Below are 13,386 nucleotides of genomic sequence, written 5' to 3'. Positions count from 1 at the left end.
TTCATGAAAATCACCCAATTCATTAGAAATAAAAAAAGCCTTCTCGGCGATTATTGGGGTGATTTTGAAAAGTCAAGAGGAATGTTTGTTCGCACCCCATGTTTGGGGGTGAAACAATAGAAGACCCTAGCTAGGAAGCTAGAGTCTGCAACGGAATGTGAATTCCGAGAAGCTTACATATTTTATTGGAGGGGATCGCAATGATTCAAAAGATGATGAGTTACCTGATGAACAATCGGGAGGTAGCGACCTTAGTCGCAGACGGCCGCGCCAGCTTGGTCGGCGTAACGCCGGCACAGCAAAAAGCGATGGTTGAAGTGCTGTTCAGCAAGAAGAAAGAAGAGCCGAAACAAGATACGTGGTGGTGCTAAACAATGATTCGGAGAATATTAATTCTCCGAATTAATTTCATTTTATAGCGGGGCTTTTAATGAGACGTTTGAACTATTCTGGGACTGCCATTCTCCTAATCATTGCTTTTATACTTGCATGTTATTTATTTTATATTCAATTTCAAATCACTTTTATGGGTGTAATTGTACAACAAGAATCGAACGGGGAATGGGTAATTACTAAAGTTGACTTATCAGGGAGCGCGCAACTGAAAGGGATCAAAGTTGGGGATCGGGTTGTTTCGATAGATGGGAACGCGCCGGAAGAACATTATGCCTTGAAGTGGAATTCAATTGGGGATATCAGTGAGATTGTTCTGAATCGCAATGGAGAACAATTGTCCATAGATATTCCCAGTGGATGGCAGGTGCCCTACTCTCTAATGAATCTGGTTGTGCCTACCTTTTTATTCTTATTTTTGTTTTCCTTATCCATTTTTTTGTTGATTAAAAAGCCGGGAGATCCGGTCGCTTCCATGCTGATTTATTTTTTTCTTGCTGTTGCGCTGGGATATTTAAGCACCGGCGCTTCAAGTCGAAGGGATATTATAGGCATGATTATGGTGGTCGGCGGAATGATTTTTTCACCGGTGTTGTTCTTGCACTTTGTTCATCGATTTTTTCGACAAAAAAATATTAGGATCGTAAAATTCAATCTCATCACTTGTTTATATGTATTTAATTCGATTTTACTGGCCGTCGATATTTTCTTTTTAGCAACAAATATTGGATTTTATATCCCATTTGAATATATTACGAATGCGGCATTGCTCTTTTTCGCGATAGGATTTGCGGTAACCCTTTATGTATTAATATCAGGATATTTTCGATATCGTAATTCAAGTTACAAGCCTTTACTGAAGTATTTATTTTTCGGAAACATTGTTTCCTTCACTCCATTTGTTTGTTTTTATGTTTTGCCGCTTGTTTTATTTAAAAAGACTTTAGTCGAACCATGGATTGCCGCGGCATTTTTTTTGCTTCTTCCATTATTTTACGTTTATTTGATCGCAGCCAATCATTTAATGGATATTGATTTTGTGATCCATCGTTTACGGTACTTCTGTCTTTTGGCGATCGTGCCGTCGATTATGATTGCCGGAGGATGCGAATATTTCATTCATCCCCAAGAAAGTGAACCCCTTAAGTGGTTTCAATCTTTATTGATGGTTTATTTCAGCATTATTCTATTGTTATATATGAAAGATTGGCTCGATTTTCGATTTCGTAACAGGCTTTTTAAAGGGAAATACAATTTTCAAGCCAGTTTGGACAGGTTCTCCAATCAAATTACGAAAATTATGAAAGTAAGCGATTTGGAAGAATGGTTGCTGCGGGAAGTGTTGGATGTGCTGCCGACAAAGGCGGTCGCATTACTGGAAATGAATCATGCGGAACATGCGGTGACAGTGAAAAGAACGATCGGACCGTTCCCGAAGCGTGAAATTATTCATGAACTGGAGCTTGAAAATCGCGAGTACAAAATCGGCGATTTCATACCGGTGACCTCGGGCATGTGCTGTATCGTGGGTAAAAACCAAAATTCGCAGACGCTAATATGGGTCAGAGGCAAGGAAAACCGCGTCAAGTTTAATCATGAAGAACTTATCTGGCTGCAGACCATGTCTAACTATGTAAGTATCGTTTATGAGAATTTACAATTAGTTGAAGGTGTGATTATGGATTTGGAAGTGCGCTCGAGCGGGAAGGCACCCTCCTGGATTTTACGTCTATTGTTTCGTTTAACGGAAAATGAAAGACGCCGCTTGGCAGCGGATTTGCACGATTCCGCCTTGCAGGACCAACTGCTTTGGTACCGCAAGCTGGAAATGGTTCTGGACGAATACGAACTGTCGGATGAAGCCAGAGCGAACTTGAATCAAATTAAAGAGGGGCTGCTCGATGTCGTTCACCAAATCCGGGAGACATGCAACGAATTGCGTCCGCCGTTCCTGAAAGAGATGGGCGTCATCGAGGCGATTGAAAATCTGTGCCAATATGCGCAATTGAATTCCAATTACAGCGTCGATTTCAACCATGGCGGGTTCGACTTGGTATTGGATGACGAGTACGTATTGACGATTTACCGGATCACCCAGGAATTGTTGCGCAATACGATGAAGCATGGCCAAGCGACGAACGTGGAAATCATTTTGCGCAAAAACGAGCAGCACATCGTCTATGTATATAAAGACAACGGGATTGGAATGGATTTGCAGCATTTGCAATCGTCATTCAAGCATATGGGCCTATCCGGAATCCGCGAGCGGGTGTCCGGGCTGGAAGGAGAGACGAAATTTTCGTCCGCCAAAGGCGAAGGCTTTGAAGTCATCATTACATTGCCTTACATCATTGAGTCGAGTTCTTCCTATTATGTCATGGCTGGAGGGGGCATTCATGATTGAAATTTTGCTGGTAGACGACCATCCTTCGGTCGGCGAAGGAACGAAAATGCTCATCGAGAAGGAACAGGATATGAACGTCACAGTGGCGTCTACGGGGCTGGAAGCGCTGGAGATGATCAAGCAGCGGCAGTTTGACATCATGCTGTTCGATTTGAACATGCCCGTCATTAACGGATTGGAGATGACGCGCAGAGTCATGTCGATCAATTCGGATGCGATTATTCTCATCTACTCGGGCTACGATATTAGCGCTCATTTCAATTATTTGATCGAATCCGGCGTTTCCGGATTTCTAAGCAAAACGTCGTCGCGGGAACAGATTGTAGCGGCGCTGCGTTGCGCGTTAAGGGGCGAGGCGGTTATTCCGGTAACCCTGCTCAAGCAATTGAGACGCAGCGAAGTGCGTTTCGGAGCAAGCAGCGGGCAAAACCTTCAAGACGTGTCCATTAATGAAAGGGAACAGGAAATTTTACAGGAAGTCGCGAACGGGTTGAGCAACAAGGAAATTGCAAGCGTACTGCTGTCAAGTCAACGTTCCGTCGAATACAACTTGACGCGCATATTCGAGAAACTCAATGTCCGTTCCCGCTCGGAAGCGATCGTCGTCGCCAAACGATTGGGACTCATTCATATTGAAGATTTTACATAAAGTTGTGCCTCGTACGTATGCTCGAGGGGTCAATCAGGAAATATCATCGCTGCGGCGCAACCGACACTCTGAGAGAGAAAAGAGAAAAGGGTGAAGATCATGGTTCTGGCAGTCGAACATTTATATAAACGTTATGGCGACAAGCTGGCGGTCAATAATTTATACCTAAAAGTCGAATCGGGAAAAACATTGGGACTGATCGGCAACAGCGGTGCGGGAAAGACGACAATTATCCGCTCCATTCTCGGGTTGATCGATTACGACAAAGGGTATATCTCATGGAATAACCGGCAAATCGGCAGCAATCGGCCGAAAGTCGGCTATTTGCCGGAAGAGAAATGCATGTACCCGAATGCGAAAGTGCAGGATCTGCTCATTTATTTGGGGCGGCTGGAAGGCATGTCCAAGTTCGATGCCAAGCAATCGGCGAAACGTTGGCTCGAGCGGCTCCGCATTCCCGAACATTTCGATAAAGAACTGCATCGCTTATCCAGATGCAATCAGGAGAAGGTGAAGATCGCGTCCGCTTTAATTCACAATCCCGATCTGATCGTGTTCGACGAACCTTTCGGCGAGCTTTATTCCGACGATGCCGGATTGCTGGCATCGATCCTGAAAGAATTGGCGTACGAAGGGAAAATGATCGTTTTCTCAAGCAGGCTGCTTCGCCGCGTTGAATCGTTTTGCGAAGAAGTATGCGTTATCCGTCAAGGGGAGAAGGTTGTTTCCGGCAATTTGCAAAAATTGAAGCATTCCGTTTTGGACGAAATGGAAGCGTGCCGGATCCATGCCGATGAAGCGGGAGCTGTCACATGAGGTCGTTCTGGATCGTAGCTTTATATTCGTGCAAAGAGCTGGTTCGCTCGAAAGGTTTTCGCATTACGACCGTATTGTCCCTCGTGTTGATTGCCGCATTATTCGCGGTTCCGGGTTTAGGGGTTGAAGAGACGGAACTGCTTCATGTCAGCGCGAAAGCTTATATTTTATCGTTTATTTTATACATAACGACCGGGCATTATTGCTATTTGATCGGCAAGTCTTTCGTTCGCGACCGGCAGTCGCGGATGACCGATATTTTAATGACGCGGATCCATTCGCCCTATTTAATGTTCGGTAAAGTGGCGGGGATCGGCGCCTGCGGCGTCCTGCAACTTCTACTCATCACGCTCGGCCTGCTGTTTAACTGGAATTTCTCGAATTTAAACGGACTGGACATGCTGTTTCTGTTCTTGTTCGCATTGCTGGGATTTGCTTTTTACGCCGTATTGTATGCGGGAATAAGCTCGCTGTTGTTTTTGGGCGGAAATATCAAAACAGCGGTTCTTCCCGTTTTCCTGTTTCTTACCGTCGGTTTTTTGCTTTCCTTATTCGCAGCTTGCGGCACGAATATGAATACGATCAAAATTATTTCTTTTATCCCGTTTATGACGCCGTTTATGATGATTGTCCGTATCATCCAATTCAAATTGACGTTGTTTCAAATGCTCATTCCTCTGTGCATATTGGCGGGGGCGATGTCGATCGTATGCAGCATTTCGTTCAAAATATACCAATTCGGCCATCGAACGGACGGGCGAAGGCCTACGCTCAAGGAAATATTATAGCGCCAGGAAATAAAACACACTAATTTGAAAAGTGTGTTTTAATTTTACGATTTTGCTCCCATATTAACCGAATTAAGCATAATATATATTAAATTATACATCATATATATTGTAAATAAGCGAGAAATAATATATGATGAAACATAGGATAATAAAACCGTGGAAACATCGTTCACAAAACTTAAGGAGGCAAGCGGCATGAAGTTTTTCCTGGATACGGGAAATATCGATGAGATTAAGAGAATTCATAAGTTGGGATTGGTGGACGGCGTAACGACCAACCCGTCTTTGATCGCGAAGGAAGGACGCGTTTTTAAAGAAGTGATACAAGAAATTACGAGCCTCGTGAAAGGGCCGGTCAGCGCCGAAGTAATTAGCCTGGATGCGGACGGCATGATCGCCGAAGCGCGGGAAATCGCCACTTGGGCCGACAATGTCGTCATCAAGCTGCCGTTGACCGAAGCCGGTTTGGAAGCGACGTACCGTCTCTCCCAAGAAGGGATCAAAACGAATGTAACGTTGATCTTCAACGTAGCGCAAGGCTTAATGGCCGCCAAAGCGGGTGCGACATTTATAAGCCCGTTCATCGGCCGCCTGGACGATATCGGAACGGACGGCATGGAATTGATCCGCGGTTTGAACGAAGTGATTCGCAATTACGGCTACGACAGCGAAATTATCGTCGCCAGCGTTCGCTCGTTGAAGCATGTGGAGGATGCGGCCATTGCAGGCGCCCACATTGCCACCATCCCGGGATCGCTGCTGCCGAGCTTATGGAAGCATCCGCTGACCGACATCGGAATCGAACGATTCTTGAAAGACTGGGAGACCGTCCCGAAAAGTTAATCCGGCTCTACACGAAGAAGATTGCCCGATCGCGCTTTAAGATCGTCGGCGATCTTTTTTTAGGTTGCGGGGTTGCACGGCAGGGGGCAGGCAGGCGCCTCGTTACCCGGTTTTGGCATCCAATAGCGGTAAAATCCGCATCTAATTTGCTGGTTTTCAGGGATATGCCTTCATTAGCTCCAATTTCTGCCTCTATTTTGATGCGATTTCGATTAACGTTGTGTTTTCTGTGAAATTAACGTTAGAAATTGCATCTAATGTAAAGCACGGGAGCGTTACGGTTCAATTAACGCCAGTTTTTGCCGTTCATGCGACACCATCTTCGAAAAACCGCCATCCACGAATTGCAGCATTGAAGCTTTTGATTCGAAATATAGCAATTGTCACCCGGAATCGGCTGTATAATAGGTAGACAATTCTCGTAATTTACGCCATACTAATATCAATATGAACATAGAATACAATAGACAAGACTGATAGAGTTGGTGCAAAGTCCCAGACTCTAAGTTCGGTTCGAGGCGATTCAATGACATTTCAGTTCCAACCCGGAAATTCGCCGTTTCATCGGCTAGACCCGCTTACCAAGATCATTTGGGTATTATGCGTATCGGTTCTGACTTTGCGGTACACAACCGCATTGCCGCAAGCGATTCTATTGGCGGCGGTGCTGCTTGCCGCGATCGCGCTTGCGGGCTTGCGCGTTCGCGTTCTGATGAGAAGCATTCGCGTCGTGCTATGGCTCAGCATTCCTTATTTTGTGCTGCAATTGTTGTGGATACCCGGCTCGACCGCGCTGCTGCGCCTCGGACCGCTGGAAATTACGGCCGAAGCGCTGGATTATTCGCTCGGCATTACGCTGCGCCTGCTAATTCTATTTGCTTCGTCCTTGATCTACATCGCTACGACCGATCCGCAAGATGTCGTATTGATGCTGGCGCAGAAGCTCAAGCTGCCTTATCGTTTCGCCTTCGGCATATCGATTGCGCTTCGTTTCGTCCCTTTCCTCGAGGAGGAAGCGGCAACGATCAGAGCGGCGCAAGCGATCCGGGGACTGCGGCCTGCCGCCGGTTGGCGGGAACGATGGCAGCGTTGGAAAATATTCGTCGCCGCCGTCTTTACGAATGCCGTACGGCGCATTCAGACGACAGCGAATGCGATGGACATGAAGGGATTCGGAGCCCATGAGAGCCGCACCTATATGCGCTCGATTGCCGTTCGGCGTTCCTCCGTACTATTCGCCGCGGCTACGATTGCGGCGACAATCGCCATACTGGCGGTTTATTAGCAAATTTACGACATTGAAGGAGTTTTTCATTCTTATGGCTGGATTGACAATGAAATTTCAGAAATTTACGACGCTTGAAATTGTGCTAATGGCCGTATTGGCCGTGGCGAATGCGGTTATTACGATGTATCTATCCCTCGCCAACAAGGCGTTGACGGCGCTGGGGGGGCCGATCGCGACGTCGACCATCGTCGGGCTTTACATGATATACGGTCTGCTCGCCGTCTATATTATTCGCAAGCCGGGTACGGCGCTGCTTACTTATTTAATGGGCGGCATCATTCAGAGCTTGCTCGGGAACGCTTACGGAATCGCCGCTTCCATCGTCGCCGCTTTGTCGTACGCGGCTGCATTGGAACTTGTCTTCGCTTTGACGCGCTATAAGCGGTGGGACCGTTTCACGATGGCGATCGCCGGCTGCGCCATGGTACCGTTATGGTTCGTGTTTGCCGCTTACATGTTCGGTTATATCGAATGGGGTGCCAAACTATTAATCGTCACGTTCGTCGTGAGATGCGTCAGCGGCACGCTGTTATGCGGCTTGCTGTGCAAATGGCTGGGAGATATGATGGCGCGGACCGGCTTGTTGCGGTCTTTCGCCGTGTCCAAAGACGGAAAATAGGAACAAGGGCGACAATTGTACGATCGAGGGATAAAATTATCGAATCTAATGTACGCATCCCCTATATATTTAATATAATAGATGTTAAATATAGTAAGTCCAACAAGGAGGCGCTTACGAAGCGACTGTTGTTCGTCCTCTAATCGATGAAGCGTCGCTCACAAACTTTGAGGAGGATTCATATGTCAGCAGCCCTATTTATTAAAAACGCGGCAACGGATCGCAAGCAGATTGCACTCACTTTTGACGACGGCCCGCACCCGGTATTTACCCCGCAGATAATGGATTTGTTCAAAAAGTACGGTGCCAAAGGGACTTTCTTCGTTACCGGACAGCATGTGGAGCAATATCCCGAGATCGCAAGCCGATTGTTGGAAGAGGGGCATGAGGTTGGCAACCATACATACAGCCATCCGCGATTGAAGGAGACGGATCCCGAATCGACGAAAGAAGAGATCGAACGTACCGAAGCGATTATCCTTGACGCGACAGGCTTTAAGACAACATTGTTTCGACCCCCGTTCGGAAGCTATAATGAGAAGACGCTGGAAATTATCGCGGATGCGGGATATCAATGCATACTATGGTCGGAGAAGCAGGATACGAAAGACTTCAGCATGCCCGGGACGGATCGCATCGTCGATCAGGTCATTGGCAACCTGCAAAACGGCGATATCATATTAATGCATGACAGCAGCGAAGATCCGGTATGCAACAGGGAACAGACCGTCGAGGCGTTAACCATACTGCTTCCTTGGTTTGAAGAACATGGTTACGAATGCGTAACCGTATCGAAATTGTTGGACAAATGAAATAACATGTTGTAAATTGAGAAAATAATCGCCAAAGTTACACGGGTGATTATTTTTTGTTGGACACCAGGGGGGAGACGGTGAAATGAAGACAAATAGAAAAAATGTAACCGCCGCGTTATTATTATCGACTTTTTTGGCTTCCATCGAAGGGACGGTCGTCAGTACCGCCATGCCGACCATCGTGGGCGAATTGGGCGGACTGAAATTGATGAGCTGGGTATTCGCCGTTTATTTGTTGACGACTGCCGTGGCTACTCCGATCTTTGGGAAAATGGCGGACTTGTATGGCCGCAAAGTCATTTTCATATCGGGATCGTTGTTGTTTCTGTTAGGAACGACGCTATGCGGATTGTCGCAGACGATGGAGCAGATGATCGTATACCGCGCCATTCAAGGAATTGGCGCCGGGGCCGTGCTTCCGGTTACGTTTACGATTATCGGCGATATCTACACCTTGGAGGAGCGCGGCAAAGTTCAAGGATTGATCAGCTCGGTATGGGGGATATCCAGTTTGGTCGGACCGCTGGTCGGCGGCTTTTTCGTCGATTCCTTGTCCTGGCATTGGATTTTTTATTTCAATATACCGTTCGGCTTAATCTCTGTTTTGATGATTGCGAAATATTTGAAGGAAGAGGCAAACAAACAGAAGAAAGTGATCGACATTCCCGGCGCGATTACCTTTACGGTCGGGATTACGGCTTTATTGTTCGCCTTAATTACGGGAGGGCAGCAATTTCCCTGGGGATCGCCGCTCATACTCGGATTGTTCGCCGTCGCGGCGTTGTTCCTGGCTTTGTTCTTCTATATCGAAGTGAAGGCGAAAGAACCGATGGTTCCGCTCAAGCTATTCGGCATCCGCGATATTGCGGTATCCAATGTCGTCAGCTTTGTCATTAATTTCGTCATGATTGGGCTGACGACATATTTGCCGCTATGGGTGCAAGGAGTCATGGGGTACGGGGCGACGAGCGCGGGTCTTGCGCTTACGCCCATGTCGGTCGCCTGGACGGTCGGAGCGATCATTGTCGGGCGTCTTGTTCTGCGCGCCGGTCCGCGGTTATCGACGATGATCGGCGTTTCGTCGGTATTGGTCAGCGCGCTCGGAATGGCGACGATTACCGCTTCCACCCCGTACTGGATCATCGTGGTATATATGCTGGTATGCGGGCTTGGATTCGGTTTCTCCTTCACCGTGTTTACCATTATCGTGCAGTCTTCGGTCGATTGGAATTTGCGCGGCGCTTCGACCGCCTTAAATACGTTTATGCGAACGCTCGGACAGACGGTCGGCATCGCCATTCTCGGGACTTGGCTGAACGGGCGGATATCGAGGGAAATTGCGGCCGGGCCGCCGGTCGAAGGGGTAAACGAAGATACGCTAAACCAGATGCTCAACCCGGAACTAGCGCATACGCTTGGGCAGGAAGTGCTCGGGCAAATGAAGATCTTTTTGGAGCATGGGCTGCATAGCGTGTTTCTCATCATGGCCGTTTTTGCCGGGATCAGTTTTCTCGTCGCCTTGGTCATGCCGCGGCAAATCGCGGGCAGTGACGAACCGGAACAAGCGAACAACATTGCGTAAAAAACTTGATTTAGGGAAATGTCGGGACAAGTAGGAAAAATTGGATTGATGTCGAAGTAAATCTGAAATAGATCATGGAAAGAGAGTAGGATTTTCGGATGAATCGTTTAAAACCGTTCGCTTCTGTCCGTTCCCTCGTAATTTTCGTCTTGTTTGTTGCCGCCGCCTTGCTGGGAACAAGATTTGCGATCCATTTTTCGTTTGGCGCCTATTTTTTAATTTGCAGCGCGTTCCTGTTCGTCGTACTTCGTTTGTTCGGGTTGATGTGGTCCGGTCTCGCGGCACTGTTCATCAGCGTTTTCGCCTACTACGCATTGGACGGTTCGTTTCTGCTGCTGCTGATCGGGCTTGAAATCATTCTCGTCGGCTCTGTCTACGAGAAGAAGCAGAAATATTTATTCATATGGGACGGTTTATATTGGGTATTGATCGGCGCACCCTTGGCTGCTGTACTATTTTACTTGCAATCTTCCGTCCTTTCTTCCGAAGTATATCTGCAAATCTTAATGCTCACGATGAACGGGTTGTTAAACGGCCTGCTGGGAGACGTTCTGAACACATACCTTCCTTGGAAACGGCTCTTCCCGCACATGGAGGAACGGCGAATCCATCTCAGTCAATTGCTCACTCATCTGTCGATCGTTGCGGTCACCGGACCTTTTTTGCTCAATATGGTGCTCGACAGCTTTCAACTCAATGAAAAAATACAGTCCGATTCCTATCAATTCGCTATGACGCAATCGCTTCATGCCGTCGGCGGATTAAGGTCTATGAACGATTCCGAATGGCAAGGGCTGCGATCGAAATCGCCGGAACAAGTCGACCGGCTGAGCGGCGATTTGGCCGAGCTTTCGGCGAACGGCGTTGTGAAGCTGGCGGTTTTCTATAACGGGGAACTGGCTGCTGCGTCGGACGAACATTGGTTTGCGGAAGAGAATGCGTCCAAACGGTTGGAGGGCAGCTTCACGCAAATCGGCGATCTCCCGGATTGGCCGGAGGAGCAAGCGGGGGAACCGTCGGACGCCCGCAGCGCCCAATTTTACCGCTGGATTCCGGCAAGCGGACAGTACGACTATGAAACGACCCGATGGAACAACGGATTCTACATATTGACGACCGAGTGGCAAGACCGCGAATCCTTCCAAATTGTCGCCGCCATCCCCATATCTTACTTCCAGAGCAGTACGGTTACCGCCTATTTGAACAAATATATCGTTATGTTTCTATTCTGCGTGATCGCCACGATTACTTCCTTGTTCTTCAATTATTTTATGATGAGGCCGATGAATCAATTGGCCCGGATGACGACGGGGCTGCCGCAAAAGCTGAAGGACCCGCAAGTAATAGAATGGCCGCGTACGGCGCTGCATGAGATCGCTTCGCTCGTGACGAATTTCCGCTTGATGGCGCAGCGGCTGCTCGACATGTTCGGGGAAATGAAGCGGATGAACGATCGTTTGCTGGAACAAACGAAAATGCTGGAGACGTCCGAGGAACGATTGCAAAAGCTAGCCTATTACGATACGCTGACCGGATTGCCGAATCGCCATCATTTTACGCTATATATGGAAAGAGCGTTGGAAGAGGCCAAGATGGACGGGCATATGCTTGCGCTGCTGTTTATCGATCTGGATCGGTTTAAGCATATTAACGATACGCTGGGCCATGACATCGGCGACATGTTCCTCGTTGAAGTGGCGAAGCGTTTGACCGTGCTGTTCAACCGCAGCAATAACAGTATTTTCGCCCGCTTGGGCGGAGACGAATTCGTCGTTGTACTTCAGGATACGAACCGGCGGGAGATCGAGAAGCAGGCGGGAAGAATCGTCCGGCATTTGGCGGATCCGTTCCAGGTCAAATCGTACGAGCTGTTCGTCGCCGCCAGCGTCGGAATCAGCGTATATCCGACCGATGCGGACGCGTTTACGGCCATGCTCAAAAATGCGGATACGGCGATGTACATCGCCAAAGACAACGGCGGCAATCACTATCAATTCTACGATCTAGTCAAGCCGGACCGCTATCCGGAGCGAATGCTGCTTGAGAACCGTTTGCGCAAAGCGCTGGAGCGCCATGAGCTGCTCTTGTACTATCAGCCGCTTCTGGATGAAACCGGGACGATCATTGCGGCGGAAGCGCTGATTCGTTGGGAGCATCCGGAGGAAGGGTTCATTCCTCCCGCCAAATTTATTCCGCTCGCCGAAGAAACGGGCTTAATCATTCCGATCGGGGAATGGGTGCTTAGAACGGCTTGTTTGCAGCATCAAATTTGGCATAAAGCCGGGCTGCCGAAAATTCCGATGAGCGTCAACGTTTCGCTTCGGCAGTTTCTGAATCAGGATTTCGTGGAAACGGTCGACCGGATTTTGCAGGAAACGGAGTATGAAGCCAGCGATTTGATTCTTGAGATTACGGAAGGCTATGTGAACGAAAATGCGGAGCAGGCGGTTCAAGTGCTGCGGCGGCTGCGGAAGCGCGGCATCCAAATCGCGATCGACGATTTCGGGACAGGCTATTCGTCGTTAAGCCGGTTGAAAAGGCTGCCGATTCATATTCTCAAAATCGATCAATCTTTCGTCCGCCGCTTGCCGTCCGATCGGACGAATGCCGCCATTGTTCAGGCTGTCATTCAACTTGGGCAAAGTTTAAACGTCAAGGTCGCGGCGGAAGGAATCGAATCCGAGAAGGAACTCGAATTTCTGAAATCGCATGGTTGCGACCGGTACCAGGGCTTTTTGATCAGCGAACCGCTCTCCGCCCACCAGTTCGCCTTAACGTATCCGAACTTCGCGGCGGAGAACATTCGCGGGATGTTCGAACAAGGGGGAAACGCAACCGCCTGACTTGGTAGAACGACGGTTTGAAGCGGATAATGATTTACGCTTTTGTGTGTCCATTGGATAATGTCCAACGGATAGTATCAATTTTCCGATCGAAACGGGAATCCATTGGAAAATCTCCAATGGATTCTTGCTTTTTTCGCTGTTTGGCTCGATTTTTGAACATTCTGTTGGATGAAATCCAATGAAAGGTCGTTGGTCGAGGATGAAACGGCTGGAACATTGGACAAAATCCAACAGGCTTCATCAGCGGCCCTAACTTATTGGTCAAGTGAGCGCGTTTCCATTGTTCATCCGATGTGTAGTATTTTAGAATTATAGATACACTTAAAGAAAACAGTGAGGT

At 48.1% G+C, this 13,386-nt stretch carries 11 protein-coding genes; all 11 read left to right on the top strand.

Annotated features, from left to right (window positions below; genetic code table 11):
• The first annotated feature begins 200 nt into the window (after positions 1–200).
• Positions 201–371 (top strand): competence pheromone ComX, encoded by a 171-nt coding sequence (gene comX, locus KQI79_RS15030; protein WP_216539071.1) that lies wholly within the window; start codon positions 201–203, stop codon positions 369–371.
• Between the two features lie 1,061 nt (positions 372–1,432).
• Positions 1,433–2,797, top strand: a complete 1,365-nt coding sequence (locus KQI79_RS28265) for a sensor histidine kinase (protein ID WP_216539070.1) — start codon at positions 1,433–1,435, stop codon at positions 2,795–2,797.
• Entirely contained in the window at positions 2,790–3,446 is a 657-nt protein-coding gene (locus KQI79_RS15020) for a response regulator transcription factor (RefSeq protein WP_216539069.1), read from the top strand. The genes KQI79_RS28265 and KQI79_RS15020 overlap by 8 nt, the downstream gene beginning before the upstream one ends.
• A 99-nt stretch (positions 3,447–3,545) precedes the next feature.
• Positions 3,546–4,262, top strand: coding sequence for an ABC transporter ATP-binding protein (locus tag KQI79_RS15015; RefSeq protein ID WP_253298168.1), 717 nt, complete (start codon positions 3,546–3,548; stop codon positions 4,260–4,262).
• Positions 4,259–5,050, top strand: coding sequence for an ABC transporter permease (locus KQI79_RS15010; protein WP_216539067.1), 792 nt, complete (start codon positions 4,259–4,261; stop codon positions 5,048–5,050). The genes KQI79_RS15015 and KQI79_RS15010 overlap by 4 nt, the downstream gene beginning before the upstream one ends.
• Positions 5,051–5,248: 198 nt before the next feature.
• Positions 5,249–5,896, top strand: coding sequence for a fructose-6-phosphate aldolase (fsa, locus tag KQI79_RS15005; RefSeq protein ID WP_216539066.1), 648 nt, complete (start codon positions 5,249–5,251; stop codon positions 5,894–5,896).
• A 526-nt stretch (positions 5,897–6,422) separates the two neighbouring features.
• Positions 6,423–7,181: an energy-coupling factor transporter transmembrane component T family protein gene (locus KQI79_RS15000; RefSeq protein ID WP_216539065.1), complete on the top strand. Its 759-nt coding sequence runs from the start codon at positions 6,423–6,425 to the stop codon at positions 7,179–7,181.
• 34 nt (positions 7,182–7,215) lie between these two features.
• Positions 7,216–7,803 (top strand): ECF transporter S component, encoded by a 588-nt coding sequence (locus tag KQI79_RS14995; RefSeq protein ID WP_230191249.1) that lies wholly within the window; start codon positions 7,216–7,218, stop codon positions 7,801–7,803.
• A gap of 182 nt (positions 7,804–7,985) precedes the next feature.
• Positions 7,986–8,615 carry a polysaccharide deacetylase family protein gene (locus tag KQI79_RS14990; RefSeq protein WP_216539064.1) on the top strand — a complete coding sequence of 210 codons (630 nt, stop codon included), beginning with the start codon at positions 7,986–7,988 and terminating at the stop codon, positions 8,613–8,615.
• An 85-nt stretch (positions 8,616–8,700) separates the two neighbouring features.
• On the top strand, positions 8,701–10,200 hold the full coding sequence (locus KQI79_RS14985) for an MDR family MFS transporter (protein ID WP_216539063.1): 1,500 nt from the start codon (positions 8,701–8,703) through the stop codon (positions 10,198–10,200).
• A gap of 98 nt (positions 10,201–10,298) precedes the next feature.
• Positions 10,299–13,043 carry a putative bifunctional diguanylate cyclase/phosphodiesterase gene (locus KQI79_RS14980; protein ID WP_216539062.1) on the top strand — a complete coding sequence of 915 codons (2,745 nt, stop codon included), beginning with the start codon at positions 10,299–10,301 and terminating at the stop codon, positions 13,041–13,043.
• The last annotated feature ends 343 nt before the right edge of the window (positions 13,044–13,386 follow it).

It is taken from the genome of Paenibacillus sp. MSJ-34 (assembly GCF_018918005.1).
In the GTDB taxonomy this organism is placed as follows: domain Bacteria; phylum Bacillota; class Bacilli; order Paenibacillales; family Paenibacillaceae; genus MSJ-34.
The sequence above is the reverse complement of the archived record's forward strand: the minus strand, read 5'-3'. Positions and strand labels throughout refer to the sequence as shown.

What these genes read in the sequence shown, in the direction of transcription:
- KQI79_RS14995 (WP_230191249.1), top strand. Translation starts at nt 7,216, where the DNA reads ATGGCTGGATTGACAATGAAATTTCAGAAATTTACGACGCTTGAAATT.
- KQI79_RS14985 (WP_216539063.1), top strand. Translation starts at nt 8,701, where the DNA reads ATGAAGACAAATAGAAAAAATGTAACCGCCGCGTTATTATTATCGACT.
- fsa (WP_216539066.1), top strand. Translation starts at nt 5,249, where the DNA reads ATGAAGTTTTTCCTGGATACGGGAAATATCGATGAGATTAAGAGAATT.
- KQI79_RS15010 (WP_216539067.1), top strand. Translation starts at nt 4,259, where the DNA reads ATGAGGTCGTTCTGGATCGTAGCTTTATATTCGTGCAAAGAGCTGGTT.
- KQI79_RS15020 (WP_216539069.1), top strand. Translation starts at nt 2,790, where the DNA reads ATGATTGAAATTTTGCTGGTAGACGACCATCCTTCGGTCGGCGAAGGA.
- KQI79_RS14990 (WP_216539064.1), top strand. Translation starts at nt 7,986, where the DNA reads ATGTCAGCAGCCCTATTTATTAAAAACGCGGCAACGGATCGCAAGCAG.
- KQI79_RS15015 (WP_253298168.1), top strand. Translation starts at nt 3,546, where the DNA reads ATGGTTCTGGCAGTCGAACATTTATATAAACGTTATGGCGACAAGCTG.
- KQI79_RS15000 (WP_216539065.1), top strand. Translation starts at nt 6,423, where the DNA reads ATGACATTTCAGTTCCAACCCGGAAATTCGCCGTTTCATCGGCTAGAC.
- comX (WP_216539071.1), top strand. Translation starts at nt 201, where the DNA reads ATGATTCAAAAGATGATGAGTTACCTGATGAACAATCGGGAGGTAGCG.
- KQI79_RS14980 (WP_216539062.1), top strand. Translation starts at nt 10,299, where the DNA reads ATGAATCGTTTAAAACCGTTCGCTTCTGTCCGTTCCCTCGTAATTTTC.